This window comes from Candidatus Binatia bacterium, from assembly GCA_029243485.1.
Taxonomy (GTDB): domain Bacteria; phylum Desulfobacterota; class Binatia; order UBA12015; family UBA12015; genus VGTG01.
In genome coordinates, this window is record JAQWRY010000021.1 from 61,287 (window position 1) to 79,312 (window position 18,026).

Annotated in this window: 16 protein-coding genes; 7 read left to right on the forward strand and 9 right to left on the reverse strand. The window is 63.9% G+C overall.

Annotation, left to right across the window (positions count from 1 at the left end):
- Positions 1–9: 9 nt before the first annotated feature.
- Both P8R42_07590 and P8R42_07595 read right to left on the reverse strand, forming a co-directional pair.
- Complete coding sequence (locus P8R42_07590) at positions 10–570, reverse strand: HAD-IA family hydrolase (protein MDG2304508.1); 561 nt, start codon at positions 568–570, stop codon at positions 10–12.
- Positions 571–1,338: 768 nt separating this feature from the next.
- Positions 1,339–1,500: a hypothetical protein gene (locus P8R42_07595; GenBank protein MDG2304509.1), complete on the reverse strand. Its 162-nt coding sequence runs from the start codon at positions 1,498–1,500 to the stop codon at positions 1,339–1,341.
- Between the two features lie 62 nt (positions 1,501–1,562).
- On the opposite strand from P8R42_07595, the gene P8R42_07600 reads away from it, so the two are divergent.
- Together P8R42_07600 and P8R42_07605 are read left to right on the forward strand one after the other, a co-directional pair.
- Positions 1,563–3,104, forward strand: coding sequence for an MFS transporter (locus tag P8R42_07600; protein MDG2304510.1), 1,542 nt, complete (start codon positions 1,563–1,565; stop codon positions 3,102–3,104).
- Positions 3,105–3,160: 56 nt separating this feature from the next.
- Positions 3,161–3,313: a hypothetical protein gene (locus tag P8R42_07605; GenBank protein ID MDG2304511.1), complete on the forward strand. Its 153-nt coding sequence runs from the start codon at positions 3,161–3,163 to the stop codon at positions 3,311–3,313.
- Positions 3,314–3,317: 4 nt separating this feature from the next.
- Here P8R42_07605 and P8R42_07610 read toward each other — a convergent pair whose 3' ends face one another.
- The 5 genes from P8R42_07610 to P8R42_07630 form a co-directional block, all read right to left on the reverse strand.
- Positions 3,318–6,572, reverse strand: a complete 3,255-nt coding sequence (locus P8R42_07610) for a CusA/CzcA family heavy metal efflux RND transporter (GenBank protein MDG2304512.1) — start codon at positions 6,570–6,572, stop codon at positions 3,318–3,320.
- 7 nt (positions 6,573–6,579) lie between these two features.
- Positions 6,580–7,491, reverse strand: a complete 912-nt coding sequence (locus P8R42_07615) for an efflux RND transporter periplasmic adaptor subunit (GenBank protein ID MDG2304513.1) — start codon at positions 7,489–7,491, stop codon at positions 6,580–6,582.
- Positions 7,488–8,813, reverse strand: a complete 1,326-nt coding sequence (locus P8R42_07620; protein ID MDG2304514.1) for a TolC family protein — start codon at positions 8,811–8,813, stop codon at positions 7,488–7,490. The genes P8R42_07615 and P8R42_07620 overlap by 4 nt, the downstream gene beginning before the upstream one ends.
- Before the next feature lie 86 nt (positions 8,814–8,899).
- Positions 8,900–9,316, reverse strand: coding sequence for a hypothetical protein (locus P8R42_07625; protein ID MDG2304515.1), 417 nt, complete (start codon positions 9,314–9,316; stop codon positions 8,900–8,902).
- A gap of 259 nt (positions 9,317–9,575) precedes the next feature.
- Entirely contained in the window at positions 9,576–9,761 is a 186-nt protein-coding gene (locus P8R42_07630) for a glutathione S-transferase (GenBank protein ID MDG2304516.1), read from the reverse strand.
- Between the two features lie 83 nt (positions 9,762–9,844).
- On the opposite strand from P8R42_07630, the gene P8R42_07635 reads away from it, so the two are divergent.
- The gene (locus tag P8R42_07635) at positions 9,845–10,654 is read left to right on the forward strand and encodes a hypothetical protein (protein ID MDG2304517.1); all 810 of its coding nucleotides are present in this window, start codon (positions 9,845–9,847) and stop codon (positions 10,652–10,654) included.
- Between the two features lie 162 nt (positions 10,655–10,816).
- Here P8R42_07635 and P8R42_07640 read toward each other — a convergent pair whose 3' ends face one another.
- The gene (locus tag P8R42_07640; GenBank protein ID MDG2304518.1) at positions 10,817–11,632 is read right to left on the reverse strand and encodes a phytanoyl-CoA dioxygenase family protein; all 816 of its coding nucleotides are present in this window, start codon (positions 11,630–11,632) and stop codon (positions 10,817–10,819) included.
- A 987-nt stretch (positions 11,633–12,619) separates the two neighbouring features.
- On the opposite strand from P8R42_07640, the gene P8R42_07645 reads away from it, so the two are divergent.
- From P8R42_07645 to P8R42_07660, 4 genes are all read left to right on the forward strand, one after another.
- Positions 12,620–13,348 carry a glycosyltransferase family 2 protein gene (locus P8R42_07645; GenBank protein ID MDG2304519.1) on the forward strand — a complete coding sequence of 243 codons (729 nt, stop codon included), beginning with the start codon at positions 12,620–12,622 and terminating at the stop codon, positions 13,346–13,348.
- A 565-nt stretch (positions 13,349–13,913) separates the two neighbouring features.
- Positions 13,914–14,072, forward strand: coding sequence for a hypothetical protein (locus P8R42_07650; GenBank protein MDG2304520.1), 159 nt, complete (start codon positions 13,914–13,916; stop codon positions 14,070–14,072).
- A 3-nt stretch (positions 14,073–14,075) separates the two neighbouring features.
- Positions 14,076–14,204 (forward strand): hypothetical protein, encoded by a 129-nt coding sequence (locus P8R42_07655; protein MDG2304521.1) that lies wholly within the window; start codon positions 14,076–14,078, stop codon positions 14,202–14,204.
- 36 nt (positions 14,205–14,240) lie between these two features.
- The gene (locus P8R42_07660; protein MDG2304522.1) at positions 14,241–15,203 is read left to right on the forward strand and encodes a hypothetical protein; all 963 of its coding nucleotides are present in this window, start codon (positions 14,241–14,243) and stop codon (positions 15,201–15,203) included.
- Between the two features lie 208 nt (positions 15,204–15,411).
- Here P8R42_07660 and P8R42_07665 read toward each other — a convergent pair whose 3' ends face one another.
- Positions 15,412–18,015, reverse strand: a complete 2,604-nt coding sequence (locus P8R42_07665) for a TonB-dependent receptor (protein ID MDG2304523.1) — start codon at positions 18,013–18,015, stop codon at positions 15,412–15,414.
- Positions 18,016–18,026 lie beyond the last annotated feature (11 nt).

The following is an 18,026-nucleotide window of genomic DNA, read 5'->3' on the forward strand; positions in this document are numbered from 1 at the left end:
CTCCGGAGTCTACAGCGCGAAGCCATGGGCACGGGCCTCTCGCAGAAATCGTTCATGCTGCTGCGGATCGTAGTAGACGGACAGGAAGCCTGCTCGCCTGCCGGCATCGACGTTCTCGGGGCGATCGTCCACGTAGAGCGTCTCTGCGGGGCGTAGGCCGAGGGTCTCGATGGCCGTCCGGTAGAACTCGGGATCAGGCTTGGCACATCGACTACTGTACGAGTAGACGCCGTCCTCGAAACTCTCGAAGATTTCGAAGTCGCGAAACAGCGACTGCTTATGAATTTCGCTCGTATTCGAGAGAAGAACTAGCCGGTAGCGATCACGCGCAGTCGTGATGGTCTCCCACATGGCGGCGTTCGGCGTGAAGATGTCTTCCCAGATACTCCTGAACTCCTCGGCGCTCCCGCGGTATCCAAGGATCGAGATTCCTTCCGCCACGAACGCGGCGCCATCGATCTCACCGATCTCCAGCCGCTGCTTGAGTGGAGCAAGAAGTTCGAGCGGGTCGCCCTCCGCCGCACTCGATTCCGACAGCCGCGCCTTCGTGCGAGCGAAATCGAAGTGCATGATTACATTTCCTATATCGAAAAGAAGCGAGTTCATTCGAGAGGCGTGACGGGCGAGCGCCCGGCTGCGACGCTACTGCGTTGTCGTACTCCTCGTCGGCACCGAGGTCTATTGCCGAGCGCCGCTGGATCCGAAAGTCCCGAGGAACTCATGCCGACCGGGCGGACCACGAGATCCGAAGCACGCGGGAGAGTCTAGATCATGGGTTCGGAAACAGAACGCAATCGATGGGCCCGGGGTCGGATATGAGCCAGGGCGGCGATCCTCAGGTTGGCCGTCTGGGCCCTTGCGGCGACGGGGAGAGCGCATCGGACGGGGGCGGGCACGGCGCCTACGAGAACGGCTTCCAGGTCAATGGCTGGTACTAGCGATGCGTCGGGGTGGGTCGTCGGAGTGCGGCCCTTCCAACTGAACTTCAGGCGATCGCTCCTCTCGTTGTCCTCATCGATGATCTGGACGGTGGCTTTGGCCGGCGTTCGGCATCCGATCATCGGCTCGTCGCCACACTAAAAGCCCCGGGAAAACGGAGCGTAGTCCACGTACACCTGTTCATCGGTGGGGCTCGAGAGAAGCGGGCCCTCGAAGTCGCGTGCAGTTCGACGAAGGATATCTCGCCGTTCGTCGAGTCGCGCACGAACGACACGAGTCCCCGATCTTGCCCAGGAGAGTCCCCGAACTCCCCACCGTAGACATGCGAGCCGTCGAAGCTCATCGCGACCGTACCGGGGTCGTCGATGCGGTGAAGCCACCCGTCACCGGATCCCTAGTCTAGGGACGCAGCGTCGTCAGGAGATTCTTGTAGGGGATGCCCAACTCGCCGCCGAGCACACCGACGAACGCGGAGTCGGGGCTCGACCCGCTCGCATCCCAAGCGTAGACGGCGATGGAGTCCCTGCTGGGCACGAGGGGCTGGGCGATTCTTCCCCTCATTGGTTCCCCGCGTGTAAATCCTTCTCCCATCGGGTACAGCCGTTGAACCCGGACGGAGCTGAATGGACCCCAACCCCGTATCCCCCGCAGAACAGGCGGACAGCACCCCGAGCCTCGCGCCCGACCGAGCCACGGACACTACACTCGACGCGGGAATCCGCCCCGCCGGCCCTGCGGTGCCGCCGCTCACCATGGCCACGAAGCTCTGGTACGGCATCGGGCAGGCGGCGGAGGGGATCAAGGACCACGCATTCACCGCGTTCCTCCTTTTCTACTACACCCAGACCCTAGGCCTCTCCGGGACACTCGCTGGCTTCGCTCTAATCATCGCACTCGTCTTCGATGCGGTGACGGATCCTCTGACCGGCGTCCTTTCCGACCGCCTCGATTCAAAGTGGGGACGGCGACATCCGTTCATGTACGCCGCAGCCTTACCCATGGCCGTGACGTTCTACTTGGTCTTCGCTCCGCCCGCCGGATTGAGCGATGGTGCACTCTTCGCCTGGCTCACCGTGTTCACGGTCCTGACGCGCGCCTCGATGACGCTCTATCACGTCCCGCACATGTCGCTCGGAGCAGAGCTCTCGACGGACTACGACGAACGCACGCAGATCGTTCAGCTGCGCAGCATCGGTGGCTCCCTGGGCATCGCGGCATGCACGGCCGTGCCGGCGCTCTACTACTTTCGACCAACACCGGACTTTCCCAACGGCCAGCTCAACCCCGCCGTCTATCCGCCCTTTGCGTTCGTGTTCGGCATCTTGATCTGCGTCGCGATCTTCGTGTCCGCTTTGGGCACGCACAATCGTGTGCCGTATCTTCCGAAGCCGGACGGATCCGCGAGCGAGCGCAACGCCTTGTCCGGAATCGTCCATGACATGGGCGAGCTGCTGGAGCTCGAGTCCTTTCGAGCGCTGTTCTTCGGAACCACGACGATCTTCATCGCCTTGGGGCTGTCGGCCGCGCTCGGCCTCTACGCCGCGACGTACTTCTGGAAGATCACGATGACCGAGATGCTGATCGGCGGGGCCTGCACGGCGCTTGGCGGGATCGTCGGCTTCATCGTGTGGCCCGTCGTCGCGAATCGGATCGACAAGAAACCCACCTTCGTCCTCGGCGCCACGATCTTCATCATCTTCGCCGCGATCCCCTACCTCCTGAAAACCGCAGGGCTCTACCCGGCCGAGGGCAGCGCCGGCTATCTGCCCGTCTACTACGTCAACCAATTCCTGTGGACCTTCGGCATCATCGCCGCCGCCATCACCGGCGGGTCGATGATGGCGGACGTGACCGACGAAGACGAATGTCGCAATCGCCGACGCCGGGAAGGCGTGTTCTTCGGCGCGAGTTCTTTCTCCGCAAAGTGCGCTTCGGGAATCGGCATCATGCTCGCAGGCATGGTCGTCGACTACGTCGGCCTCGTGACGGACATGGCCCCCGAAGACGTGACGCCCGCAATGCAAGCCAATCTCGGCTCGGTCGTCGGCCTGACGCTACTCGTCCTCGTTTCGATCGGTACCGTCTTCTTCTCCCGCTACAAGATCACACGAGAGATTCACGCGGGCTTCCGCGAGACCCTCGACGCGCGCGCGAACGAGGACTGAAGAGTCCGGATCACGCGGACGCCCAGAAGCATCCCGGTGCGGCATTCGAGACGGAGTTGGTCTTCGATGATCCGCGAGAGACACTCCTCGGTAGCGGGACCGTGTTCTTCGGAGGCGATACGTACATCGCCGAGGTGACCGGTCATCGAATCGACCCGGTAGAGCTCGACGGGGCACACGCGTGTCCCGACTCGGGCCTTCTCCCCTAGAAGCTCACGAGCCCGCCGTGTCGCCGTCGTCGCCTGCCGCGAACACCCGGTAGAGCGCCGGGAGAACAACGAGCGTCAGAATCGTGCTCGAAAGCAGCCCCCCGACGACCACGGTCGCGAGCGGCCGCTGCACTTCGGCACCCGTGCCGGTTGCGGTCGCCATCGGCAGGAACCCGAGAGACGCTACAAGTGCCGTCATCAGAACCGGACGAAGGCGGGTGACGGCTCCATCGATGATCGCACGATCGCGAGCCATGCCGCCTGCCCGTAACTCGTTCACGAACGTAATCATCACGAGCCCATTGAGGACCGCGACACCGGACAACGCGATGAAGCCCACGGCGGCCGAAATCGAGAAAGGCATGTCGCGCAGCCACAGGCTCAGGATTCCACCCGAGAGTGCCAACGGCACGCCCGTGAAGACCATCAGCGCCGGCCGGAAGGACCCGAAGCTGGAATAGAGCAACAAGAGGATCACGAGAAGGCAAAGCGGCACGACCAAAAGCAGTCGCTCCTTCGCTCGCACCAGGTTCTCGAACTGGCCGCCCCACGAAAGCCAAGTACCGGCCGGCAGCGTGACATTCGCGCCCACCCGTTTCTGTGCCTCCGCGACGAACGATCCGATGTCTCGGCCGCGTACGTTGGTCTGTACGACGATTCGTCGTTTCCCGTTCTCCCGGCTGATCTGGTTCGGCCCCTCCGCGACCACGATGTCCGCCACCGCGGAGAGCGGGAGGTACGGAAGCGACGCACGCTCGACGTCGTCTCCGCCCAGGTTCAAGGAAAGCCGTGGACGATCGATGTGTGACAACGGCACCGGCAGGTTCTCGAGCGCCACTCGGTCCGCGCGCATCTCCTCCGGCAGCCGCACGACAACGTCAAACCGCCGATCGCCCTGGAACACCTGCCCCGCGGGCCTCCCTCCCACCGCAATTTCCACGACCTCGTGCACGTCAGCGACGGTGAGCCCGTAGGGAGCGATCGCTTGACGGTCGACTTCGATGTTCAGTACCGGAGCGCCGGACACCTGCTCGACCCGCGTATCGGCAGCGCCGGGGATGCTGCGCAGTTCGGCGGCGATCTGTTCGGCGACGGGCAAGATCTGATCGAACTCGTCACCGAACACACGCACCGCGATGTCGGCGCGCACACCCGCGATGAGCTCATTGAAGAGCATCTGGATCGGTTGTGTGAACTCGTACGCCTGGCCGGGGATCTTCTCGAGGAGTACTTGAACCCGTGCCTGAAGGTCGGCCTTCGTGTCACTCGGATCCGGCCACTCCTCGCGAGGCTTCAGCATGAGGAAGGTGTCCGAGACATGCGGGGGCATCGGGTCGGTCCCAAGCTCTCCCGTACCGGTGCGCGAGAACACGAACGCGATCTCCGGTACGTCGCGCAGTCGCCGCTCGAGATCGCGTTGCATGTCGGTCGCTTGGGCGACACTCGTGCTCGGGATCCGGATCGCGTGGACGAGGATGTCCAGCTCCGAGAGCGTCGGCGCGAACTCCTGGCCGAGCGAACGCGAGAGGAGGAGCGTTCCCGCGAAAAGGACCACCGCGGCCACCACGACCACGTGACGGAACCGCAACGCCCAACGAACGACGGCCTCGTACATCTGCTTGGCCGCGCCGAACAGACGCCCCTCGCCTTCGCGAACCCGGCCGGTGACCACCAGCGCGACCATCGCCGGCACGAACGTGAGGGAGAGGACGAAGGCCGCCGTCAGCGCGAAGATCACGGTCAACGCCATCGGCTGGAACATCTTCCCCTCGACCCCCGACAACGCGAGGATCGGAAGATAGACGAGGATGATGATCGTCTCGCCGAACGCCGTGGCCCCGCGAACCTGCCGGCTCGCATTGAAAACGGTCTCGAGGCGTTCTTCCCGCGTGAGAATCCGGCCGAGCTCCGCCTGACGCTGCCCGAGCCTCCGAAGACAGTTCTCCACGATGATCACGGCGCCGTCGACGATCAGACCAAAGTCGATCGCACCGAGGCTCATCAGGTTTCCGCTGGTCTTTGTGTGCGCCATGCCGATCGCCGCGAGCAGCATCGACAGTGGGATCGCAAGCGCGGTCACCAGCGCGGCGCGCAAGTTCCCGAGCATGAGAAACAAAACGACGATGACCAGCAGTGCACCCTCGACCAGATTGTCTCGTACGGTGCGAATCGTCGCGTCCACGAGTTGGGTTCGGTCGAGCACGGTTTTGGCTCGCACGCCCGGCGGCAAGCTCGCGCGCACCTCCGCCATCTTCTGGTCGACCGCTGCGGAGACCGTCCGGCTATTCTCACCGATACGCATCAAGGCCGTACCCAGGACGACCTCCTCACCGTTCTCCGATGCGCTTCCGCGACGCAGCTCGCCGCCAATCGCGATGGTGGCGACGGCAGCAAGACGCACCGGAATCCCCTGGCGCTCCGCGACTACGATCTCGTTGAAATCTTCTGCACGGGTCAGGCGACCCGAGGCGCGAACGACGAAGCTCTCGCCGTTGCTCTCGACGAAGCCGGCACCCGTCGCCGAATTGCTCCGCTCGAGCGCGCGAATCAGATCCGAGAACGTGAGCCCGAAGGCGGCGAGAGCATGCGGGTCCGGCTGAACCTGGTACTGCTTCACGTAGCCGCCGACCGCGTCCACGCCAGCGACCCCCGGGACCGTGGCGACCTGCGGACGGATGATCCAATCCTCGACGGTGCGAAGAAACGCCGCGAGCTCCACCTCGGTGCGCAAGGTCTCGCCGGCGGGCGTGCGATACGAACCATCGGTCTGCCAACCCGGCTTCCCGTCTCGCACGTCCGCGCCCTGTCCACCGGGATGCTCGTACTCGACGGTCCACATGTAGATCTCACTCAGACCGGTCGAGATCGGGCCGAGGAACGTCTCCACGTCGTCAGGCAGGCTTCGCGCGATCTCTCCGAGTCGCTCCGAGACCTGCTGGCGCGCGAAGTAGATGTCGACCGAGTCCTCGAAGACCGCGGTGACCTGGACGTATCCGTTGCGCGACAGGGAGCGGGTGTAGTCCAGCCCAGGAATCCCGCTGAGTGCCGTCTCGAGCGGGAACGCGACGAGCTTCTCGACTTCCTCGGGCGTGAGGGATGGCGCCAGCCCGCTGATCCGCACCTGGCGATTGGTGATGTCCGGAACCGCGTCGATGGGCAGAATCGAGAGAGAGTGGGCGCCGTACAGTGCAGCCGCGACAACCGTGGCCAACACCAGCCCGCGCTGCTCGACAGAGAATCGGAGAATGCGTTCGAGCATGGCCGCCTCAGTGATCGTGGTGCGTGTCGGCGTCTTTGCCGAGCTCGGCCTTCACGAGGAAGGCGCGCTCGTCCGCGAATCGTTCGCCGGCAGCAAGCCCCGCGGTAATCTCGGCGCGCGTTCGGCCCATCCGGCCGACAGTGACTGCGCGGGGCACGAAGGAGTCGCCCTCGACGACGAACAGGACGTCTTTGCCGCCCTTCGTGTACAGCGCACGACGCGGAACGACGACGGCCGCCGCCTGATCAAGAGCAACCGTCGCGACGGCAAACGTACCAGGACGCCATGCCCGATCCTCATTCGACAACACGACACGGGCCTTCGCCGTCCGGGTAGCCTGATCGACGATCGGTGCGATGTAGGAGATCGTGCCTTCGGCCTGAAGACCCCCGTTTGGAGCCGCGATGACCACCGGCCGGCCCACCTGCACGTCGGGCAACGCCTTTTGGTACACGGCGATGTTGACCCAGACGTCGGAGAGGTCCGCAATGATGTACGCGGGGCGATCCCGCGTTACCGCCTCGCCGGGAACCACGTGCTTGTCGATTACGGTCCCGTCGAACGCCGCGCGCAACTCGAAGGCGGCGAGCTTGTCACTCTCGATGACCGCGAGCACGTCACCCGCACGGACCGGATCGCCGACCTGCTTCTTCACCTCGCGCACGATGCCCGCGAACCGGGGCGCAACGTGGGCGAGACGGTCCGCGTTGGGGCGCACTTCCGCGGGGAGTTCGATTCCTTCGTCGACGATGCCCGCACGGGCTGTCGCCAACGTCACTCCGTGCCGCTCGAAGTCGTCGACCGAAAACGGCCCGGCCTCCTCGTGGGAACCATGCTCGTGGTCGTCGCCCCCTGCTCCCCGAGCCACGCCCGGGATCATCAAGAACAACACCAGCATGCCGATCTCGAGCTGCTTCATCGTGGGGCTCCGTTTTCCGGGTCTGCATCGAACGCCGTCGCCGTGAGTCGTTCCAGGTCAGCGCGAGCGAGGTGATACGAAGCGAGAACGGTCAAGTACTGAGAGCGCAGCTCGAAGAGCGTACGCTGCGCATCGAGTACGTCCATCGATCGAAACAGGCCCTGCCGATGGCCGTCGCGAGCGCCCGCGAACGTCTGTTCGGCTGCAGGAAGCGTATCCCGACGAAGGGTCTCCGCTTGCCCATGGGCAGCAATGAGCTCGGCGTATCGTTGCCTAACCTGCGCGCGGGCCGAGAGCTCCGCCGATGCCCGCTGCGCCTTCGCCTTCGAAAGATCTCGGGTCGCGGCCAACACGTTTCCCTGGTTTCGATCGAACACCGGCAACGGAACCGAGAACGCGAAGACCACGGCGTTGTCGCCATTGTCACTAAAGTGCCGACCTCCGAGACTGAGCGTCGGGTCCGGGAGACGCCGTGCCTCCGCGAGCGAGAGAGCTGCCGATCGCCGATCGAGCTCCGTCACCCACCGAGCGATGTCCGGGTTTTCGTACACTCGTTGCTCGAGCTTGGCCAGAGGAGGTGCCGCGACCAGCTGCGCCAGGTCGCCCGCGACGGAAGAGAACTGCGGCACGACGCTTCCCCAACTCACTGCGAGAGCAACGCGCGCTGCCGCGAGGGCTCCTTCCGCGCGTTGACGGCGAACACGGACGGTAGAGAGCTCCACCTCGGCGCGCGTTCGCTCCACGTGCGACGCCCCGCCCGCTTCGGCAAACGAGCGAACCTGTCGGACCGAATCTCCTACGAGGCGTTCCATCTCCCGAAGAAGCTCGAGTTGCTGCTGTGCGGACAACGCAGCCACGAACGCCTTCGTCGTGTCAGTCAGAACGCCGAGTCGCACGGCCTCGTACTGCCACTGCGAGAGATCACGCTCCAACTCGGCGACGCGGCGCCGCCGCGACGGCTTGCCGCCGATCGGAATCAACTGAGAGAGCCAGACGGTCGACTCGCCTTGCTCGAACGCGGCGCGATCGCCCGAGCCGCCCAGGTTCTCGAGCTCGACCAGAATCTGCGGATTGGGCAGAAGGCCCGCCTGAATGGCGCGCGCATCGCGACTTCGCACCTCCAGCGAAAAGACGGCGAGCTCCGGGTTCCCAACCAGCGCCGCGGCGACGGCGTTGCGCAAGGTCAGCGCGCCCGTCGGCTCGTTCAGCGGCGCGACGGATTCGGGCGATGGAGGCCCGGTTTCCGCGCGGGAGAAGTTGAGCCCACCGGAGGCGAACAGCAAGACGCCGGCGAGCGAGCAGAGAAAACGAACAGTCTTCACAGTGATCCTCGAAAGTCATTAGGAGCGCATGCGGTCCGGGGGACACCCACGGGCCGCGACGAAACTGGGCTCGAAAACGACTGGGATCAGACCAGCAGGACGATCGTTCTGCGTTGCAAGACTGCGGGCGCATGCGCGGCCTCGCCGAAGTGCGACACGCGCGCGACGGCGTCGGCAGCTTCGGCCCCCGCGGGATTCGCCACGACGTTCGCCAACGACCTGATGCGCGGGTGCGAAGAACTCGGACCGCACTGGCTCGTTCGCAGGCTCAAATCTCGGCACGGGTGGTGTGCGAACTCGTCGGGGTCGAGTGCTCCCCACTCCGGATGGTGGCGTTCCACCTCTTGCGTACACCTACCGTCGGCGTGGGAGAGCTCGAGGACGGTATGACCGTCTTCGGCGATGCAGAGGTTCAGATCGAACGGCGCTTCGAGACCCGCCGCGAGCTGCAGCAGAAGGGCGAGGCAGCCCACTGCGGCCCGCTGGGTGCGACGTCGATGCATCCGCGCCAATCTATCCATCTCGCCGCGTACAAGCCAGCCGGGAGGCGAATGGGGTCGCCTACTCGCCCCAGCCCTTCACTCTCGGGAACAACACGCTGCTCAGCTTTGGGAACATGCCGCTCACCTTAAAGGGCATGATGACCAGGAGTTATCGTCGTGTACGAGCAGTTCACGCAATCGCAAGAGATCTACTTCGGGCCGCTCGAGTTTCGGAAGTACGAGAAGATCGGCTTCGCGAGCCCCAGCGGGAAAGTCGATCTCAAGCCCTCTGTTCTCGAAGGACTTGGCTTCGATCCGCTGCCGTCTCGGTGATGACGGTGTCTCCGTGTACCAGGGTCGGCACCTTGCCCATTGAATTGATCGCCCGATACTCCGGCGTCTTGTTCTCGCCGGCCGCGAAGTCGACTACGATCTGCTCATGCGGCGCATCGAGCTCCTTGAGCATCCTATCTGTGGTGAGCCCTCGACTCATCGGGTTGAAATAGTGCTTCATCATCCGGCGGTACCACATCGGAAAGGAACACCCACATGAAGCTCAAACTCCTCAAATGCGACTGGGGCATGGATCACCTCGGCGACATGCCGGACCGTCTCCGGACCTATTCCAAGGCGGGCTACGACGGGGTCGAGTGCGCGGCGATCGGGATGAAGCCGGATGCCTTCGGCGAACTGACCGGAGAGCTCGGGCTCGATTATGTCGCGATGATGTTCTGCGACGACGAGAATGCGTTCCGAACGCAACTCGAAGCCGTGAAGAAGACGCGGCCGATCCTGGTCAACTGCCACCCGGGCCGGGACTGGTTCGATCTCGATCGCAGCATACGCTTCTTCAACGAGGTCCGAGACGTGGCAGAGAGCGTCGACGCACAGGTGGTCTTCGAGACCCATCGAACGCGGTGCCTGTATTCGCCGTGGGGAACCGAGCGCATTCTCAACGCCCTGCCCTGGCTGCGCATCACGGCCGACTTCTCTCACTTCACGAACGTCGCCGAGAACCCCCTTACGCAGCCACCCTACAGCGACATGATGGACCTCGCTATCGAGCGTACGGATCACATCCACGCTCGAGTCGGCAGCCCCCAAGGTGCACAAGTGCCCGACCCGCGCATCGGCGCGGGGCTGCGCTGGACGGAACGCTTCGAACGCTGGTGGGATCGCATCATCGAAGCACGGCGCAACGAGGGGCGAGCCTTCCTCACGATCAACCCAGAGTTCGGTCCGCCCCCGTACCAAGCCGTGAACCCGGAGACGGACGAGCCTCTGGCCAACATCGGTGAGATCTGCCTGTGGATGACGGCGCGTTTCCGCTCCCGTTGGGCGGGGCGACTAGGCGACTAGGCAAGTCTCGTCACTCGACAGAGTACTCAGAGCCCCCCTGGCACTGGCCTCAACTCGCCGGGCCGCGCATGCTGCGCCTTTAAAGTTGCATTTGACGATCGAGCCCTGATTCGCGCCCCGGCCGGAGGCGGCCCCCTGACCGCGGAATTCCGAAACGGGTACTCAGCGATGCTTGGCCCAGTCGGGCCAGACGATCGAAATCGGCTCGTTCGACGCACCCACGGGCTCGCCGTGGCGGAGGACCTCCACCCAATCGTGGTTGAATGAGATGTTCCCGTCGCTGAGCGCGTTCGCGTAGTGGTAGACCATGGCGGCACGCATTCCGTCGGAGACGTTGTCGGTGGAGCGGTGGCGAAGGTGAGAGTCGAAGATCAACAGATCACCGGCGCTCATCAGCACCTGCTTCTCGGCGGACGTGTCGGCGTCCTGGATCTCGACGTACCCGAGGTTCGCTCCCTCGCGCGGGTCGGCGACCACCTTGTCGTGCACCTCTTCGAGGTGCGAGCCAGGCACGACCCACAACGGCCCGTTCTCCGGCGTGGCATCACTGCAGGCCAACCAGACGCCCACCTGGGGCCTCGGCTTCATGCGGAAGTAAAAGTTGTCCTGATGCCACGGCTGGCCGATAGCGGTCGGGTGTTTGAAGATGAACTGGCTGAGGAAGCAGTCGACGTCCGGGCCGATCAGGTCTGCGAGTAGGGCGAGGAGCCGGGGCTCGGTCGCCCACTCGTAGAAGACGTCCTCGGTGCGCATGACCCGGAAGATCTTCGAAACGCGACCTTCCGGTGTCGGTGCATCTGCAAGGAGGGTCTCGGGTGAAACGAGAAGATCGTCGCGCGTCTCACCGCTGCCGATCGCGCGAGCGAGATCGACGATCCGCTGCATCATCGCGTCGAGGACCGAGCGCTCCGACCAGCCGCGCTCGATGAAGTATCCCTTCTCATCCCAGTTGGTCCGCTGTGCCTCGGTAAGCGTCATGCTGTGAATCCTCCTACCACACGGTCCGAGACGTCATGCAGCGAGGGTTCCGGGGACGGCAGGTCGAGCAGGCGCTCCGCCTCTCGGATCCCCGTCACCACCGCTCCTTCGACCGTGCTGCCGTGCGTAGATGTCGTACCGTCTCCGGCGAAGAAGGGCCTTGTGCTTGTAGGAATTACAGACCTCTTAGGACAATCGGGTGTATGAGTTTCACCCCTGAGCCGAGAGGAGATCGCTCCTGTCCAATGAGGAGCGGGAGATTCGCCGCAGGCTTCGGGTCCTCGAGCATACAGACCAGAGCGGAAACATCCGTCTGACCTGCCGGTACTTCGGGATCGCACGTTCTCCGTTCTACGTCTGGGGAGGGAAGTATCGGACTCGAGGCCGAGCTGGTCGCGCACGGCAGAAGGCGGTCGGTGCGGTCTACCCTAGGGCCATCGCACCAGAGGTCGTCGAGAAAGTCCTTCACCTGCGCCGCAGGACCGGAAACGCCGCGACCGTGACGCCCCCCAACTTGATGGGGATCATGTGGTAACGATACCAGTCGCTCCGCGCCGATCCGCGCTCACCAGTTCCCACCACAGGGTGCGACCCTTCGGAACGAACGGCGCAAAATCGAGATCGAGCAGATCTGTGACGACCACCAGGGGTTGCGCGGCGGCCTTCTCACGAGGGCCTCGGCGGCCACGACCGTCTGGTCGAACTCACGCCGCAGCAGCGCCAACATGATCTCCGGCTTGGATGGGAAGAGTTGTACAACGTACCGACCGCGAGCCCGGCGACGCGCGCAATGTCGTTCATGCCCGTCTCGGTGAACCGGTGTGAGGCGAAAAGCTCCTGCGCAGGGCCGAAAATCGCGGCGCATGGCTTCTTCTTCTGTCATTCGCGGATCCCCGGTACGTTCCTCTCGCTCCATTCCGAAAAATAGTTAATCAGTTCATGTTGTGCCCAACTCAAGCCCGGCGTGCTATCGCCTCGGGAGCCATTATGGACGAGGATCAGATTCAGCAGCCGGCTCCCGAGGCGCGGCCCCTTCTCTCGGTCGTAATCCCGATCTTCAACGAAGTCGGGACGCTCCGGGAGATCGTCGATGCGGTACGAGCTATCGGCATCGAGCACGAGCTCGTGCTCGTGGACGATGCGTCGAGCGACGGCACCCATGAACTCTTGGAGGTCATGGCGGACGAGCCGAACACGCGCGTCTTCTACCAAAGCCCGAACCAGGGCAAGGGTGCAGCGCTTCGCCGCGGGTTTGCGGAGGCCACCGGCCAGATCGTGGTCGTGCAGGACGCCGACCTCGAGTACGACCCGGCGGAGTACCCGAAGCTCATCGGGCCGATCATCGCCGGCAAGGCCGACGTCGTCTTCGGTTCCCGCTTCGTCGGAAGCGATGCGCATCGTGTCCTCTACTTCTGGCACTCCGTCGTGAACCGCTCGCTCACGATGCTCTCGAACATCTTCACGAATCTGAACCTCACCGACATGGAGACCTGCTACAAGGTCTTCCGCCGCGAGGTGCTCGAGTCGTTCACGCTCGAGGAGAACCGCTTCGGAATCGAACCCGAGGTCACGGCGAAGGTGGCCAAGGGCAACTGGCGCGTCTACGAAGTCGGGATCTCATACTCCGGACGCACCTACGACGAAGGCAAGAAGATCGGCTGGAAAGACGGCGTCCGCGCGCTGTTCTGCATTCTTAAGTACAACCTCTTTAGGTAGGCACCGAGTAGGCCCGCGTGGGCCCCTAAATGCGATTTCGGGCAAGTTCCGAAGAAGCAGAGGTGAAGAGGCTCAACTGGCGGAGTTCTTCTAGAATGGCAGCGCCGGCCTGCACTGCGGCGACAGCATCATCCTACGGGTCAACCAGATCGATCTCGAGATGCTCGGGTATCGGTGAGAAGACTACATCGGAAGGCATACCGCGGAGTTTCACGCCGACCCGGACGTCATCAACGAGACCCTCCAGCGCCTCTCCGCTGCTGAGACCCTAAGCGACTTCCCCGCCCATCTCTTCAAGCCCGGAACGCACCGGGACCCCGACGAGTTCTAGAAAGACGGCCACTCCCACCCGCCTTCTCACGGACTTCGGCGTGAGCCAGCTGGGCGCTCTCGAAGAGGGCTGCTGGAGCGACACCCCGGCCCACTACGGCCAACGCCGTCCTCGGTTGGATCGACGACCGACTTGCCGGCCGTGCCCTTGTGGCGCGATTCCGTCGACTCCCTGAGCGAGGCCAGCCAACACGGGGGACCTAACCGCTTCTCAGTGTGGTACTCGACGGCGATCATGAAAATCGCCTTGAGAGTTCTCGCCGCAATCATCAACGGGGTACGCTTCGTACTCGATCCCGCAGGCGTCACGGCGAGACTCGGGATGGATCTGCAGACTGGTGCCAGCGCCAGCACCCAACTCGGCGACATCGGCGGACTATTCCTCGGCGGCTGAATCGTGCTGACCCTCGGGCAACGCCGCGGCGCGAGCCACTGGTTCTATCCGGCCGCGATCCTGATCGGCAGCGCTGCCCTAATGCGCACGCTGGTCGCGGCCGCACGCGCCCGAGCCGACGAAGCCACCTGAGTCGCACACCCGACTCCGTATCTCTAGACTCAAACCATGATCCACTACAGCAACCCGCCAGTTCTGCTCCGGAACGTGTTCGAAGACGTCGGCGACGTCACGCGCCTTCTCGAACGAAACGCGCCGTACACGCCGCTCGGCGGCTGGTACCGACCGGGCGCCGATCTCGACGTCGCGAGCAGCCCCATGTGGTTTCAGAACGACTGGGTGCACGCCGATCTTCGCGTCGAGGGAAGCGAGCTGTTCCTGTTCCACAAGCGAGTGACGCAGGCCGCCCGCGACTTCTACGAAGCGCAGGTGATCGTTCCGCACAGCGTCTACGTCAACATGATGGCGGCTCTCGATCGCGCCGGGCCGGCCCACACCGACAACCCACGATTCCACGGCCGCGACCGCAGCAACACGCCGATGTTCCTTCTGCGCACGATGCTGTGGTCCGGATTGTTCGACGACTTCGCGATCGTCCAGGCAACCTCTATCTGGTGGATGAACGACGTCGAAGGCGGCGGGCTCCTCTATTGGCCCGACGGCCCCGACTCCGCGCCGCACGAACACGTGGGCAACATGGCGAACACCGCACTCGTCGGAGACAACCACGGGATGTTCCACCAGGTGGGTCCGGTCGGCCCGTTCGACAAGGGGACCCGCCTCGTGACGCCGCGCGCCGAGTGCGCGCCCGCCGCGGACGGAAGCGCGGATTGGGCCGTCGTCGATCGTGGCGAAGTCCGGTATCAGGCGCCGCTCGATCGGTATCGCGTGAGCGTGCTGTGGAAGGCCGACGTCTACCGGGACGAAGCCGAGCAGAAGCGGCAGCTGGCCAATACCCTGTCGATCCCCGACGTCGTGGAGATCTTCAACCGTGACCTCGAGGCCAAGGGACAGGGCGTCCGCCTGGACGCCGACCGAATCGAAGACGCGGGGCTCATCGCCGAGGTGAGCGCGATCTATCCCGAGGCTGTCCCGGCCGGACGCGCACCCTCGATTTTCGACGCGGCCTGAACACACCGAAACGGGACGAACCCGCACCCGGTGTGGGCCCGAACGGAGTGCGACTTCTGCGTTTCAGGTGCAGATTCCGCATCGAGAAAGACTCGGCCGGCGCTGAAGGTTCCCTGGAACCACGCCTCCGCCCGGGGCACGGTGATTACTCCCTATCAGATGCAGGACTCGAACGATGCCCTTTGGAGAAACCGGAGCCTGATTCGAATCAGAACCGGTGGCTGAGTTCGACGCCGAACCAACGCGGCGGGTTGTAGTACTTCAGCACCGCAAGCGTGAGCCGCGGCCCAATCGCCAGGGAATCGCGGAAGTACTCGCTGTCGAGCAGATTGTTCGCGAAGAATGCGATCTGCGTGAAGTTGTCGTTGAAGTCGTAGCTCATCCGGAAGTTCACGACGTTGTACGCCGGCTGACGAAGCTCGGGCAGCTCCACCGCCCAATACTGCGTGTCGCCCTGATACGACCAGTCGACCCGCGGCGTAACCCAGCCGTGCATCCACTGCGGCTGATCGGCGTCCGGCAGCTCCATCGAGTACTGCAGCCCGATGTGCGCCTGCCACTGAGGTAGGAAGGCAAAGCGCTCCCCCGCACGGTTCAGAGGTTCGCCGGTCCGGGCGTCTTGTGTCCCGGGGAAGTCATCGAACTTCGCATCGAGAAAGCCGACGGACGCATCGAAGAGCATACCGTCGATCGGCGAGCCCTGCATCTCGAGCTCGAACCCGCGCGTCGTCGAACCGGCCGCGTTGCTGACGATCACGTCGGGGACGGAGACCGCAGGACTCACGACTGCGGTGATGATCTGGGGGATCTGCTGGTCGGTTCGGTCCTCGATGAAGAACGAGAAGTTCAAGCTCAGGCGGCGCTCGGCGAAGATGCTCTTGAAGCCCCACTCGTACGAGTTCATCGTCTCCGGCAGAAACGGCTCGATGGTGCGGACGTCCGCCGTACGCGCGCCACCGTTCCAGCCACCGCCGCGAAAACCCTTCGAGTACGTGAAGTAGCCCATTAAATGGTCGAGGCCGACGACGTCGAGCCACTCCTCGGGCGTCTGCAACGCGAGGCTTGCCGTGGGCGTCCAATCCGTGAAGATCCGCGAGCCTTCGAAGTCAACCGGCAGCGGGTCGTTAACGCCTGGAACCGCGAGCGGCTGCTCGAGTGTGCGCATCAGGCCCTTCTTCTCCTCGGTGTAGCGAATGCCCGCCGTGAGACTCAGCCAGTCGGTGAAGTCCGCGGTGCCCTGCGCGTAGATCGCCCAATCCCAGTTGTCGGTTTCGGTGAATCCACTCGAGGGGGACAGGCCCACCGGCGCCGATCCGAGCACGCCGCCTGGGAATGCCGTGATCCCGGTCGTGGTATTGGCTTTCTCCCAGAAGGCGAACGCGCCACCGACGAAGTTCAGGCGCCCGTCCCAGGCGCTTCCGTTCAACTGAAGCTCCTGCTGAATCTGGCGCTGGAACCCGGTCGCACCGCCGAGATTGACAGAACTGCCGGCGTTCGGGCCGGCAAGGGTGTCGACGAAGGGACCGTCGCCCAGATTGTCGACGACGCTCACCGGGAACGGGCCGCCGTCCCCGTCGAGTCGGTTCGCGGGATACTGCTCGCGCCACGACGACCTCAGAGTGAGAGCCAGATCGTCCACGACAAAGAGCTCTCCGATCTCCCAGCGCAGAACGCCCCAGGTTCCGGCGCTCTCGCTGATGGCGAGCTGCCTGGCGTCGTTTTGAACACGGAACGGCGTCGAGGCATTGCACTGATCTCGGTAGTCGTCCGGAAACGTGCCGCCCGCGTCTGTCACCGTCGTGTCGATCGAATCGATGATCGCCTGAAAACCTGGCGTGATGTTCTCTGGCGGGAGGTACGTGCACTTGGCTCCCTGCGGCTGCGACTGACTCTTCGACCAGTTGCCCGTGATGTCGACGGTAAGATCGTCGGTCGGTGTGAAGCGCAGGCTCCCGAGGAAGTTGAGCGAGTTTCGGTCGGAAAGGTATTCGTCGCGTGTCTCGTTGTAGACGTACCCACTGTTCTTGAAGGTCGCGAAGGTGGCGCGCACCGCGAGTAGGTCCTTCAGGATCGGCACGTTCAAGGTCGCCCGCGTATCGATCTGGCCGTAGCTGCCGGCGCGCATGAGAACGAAACCTTCGAGCTCGTTCTTCGGTTTGATGGTCGTGATGTTGATCGCGCCGCCGAGCGTGTTCTTCCCGAAGAGTGTGCCCTGCGGACCACGCAACACTTCGACCTGGTTCACGTCGACGATATCGAGAACGCTGCCCTGGTTCCTCGAGAGGTACACCCCGTCGACGTATACGCCGACGCCCTGATCGAAGTAGATGGTCGGGAAGTTGCCGACGCCGCGGATGTTGACAGAGAGTGTCTGGCCGGAGAGTCCACGGAAGATGCTCAAGTTGGGGACCAGATCCTGGATCTGATCCAAGCGCGTCGTGCCGGTGACACGTAGCGTCTCCTCGGAGAGTGCGGTGACCGAGATCGGAGTATTCTCGAGAAGCTCCGCGCGCTTGCGGGCGAAGACGACGATCTCCTCGATGTTCTTGCCGGTTCGGCGATTCGATCCCGATTTCTTCGCCGCCGCGGCTTGCGCTTGTGCCGAGTCGACTTCGGAAGCAACGCCCGGACCCGTGTCGGGGCCCTCCACCGCCTCGAGATAGCTGGACGGCGCCTCGATACCGGCGGGAGCCGCGTCCTGAGCGAAGGCTCCGGGCGCACCGATAAACGTCAGAAGCCCAACAAGGGCCCAGAGACCGGCGCAACCGGCCACCGACAAGAGAGAGGTTTCAAGACAACGATTGGATTCCACTGCATTCTCCA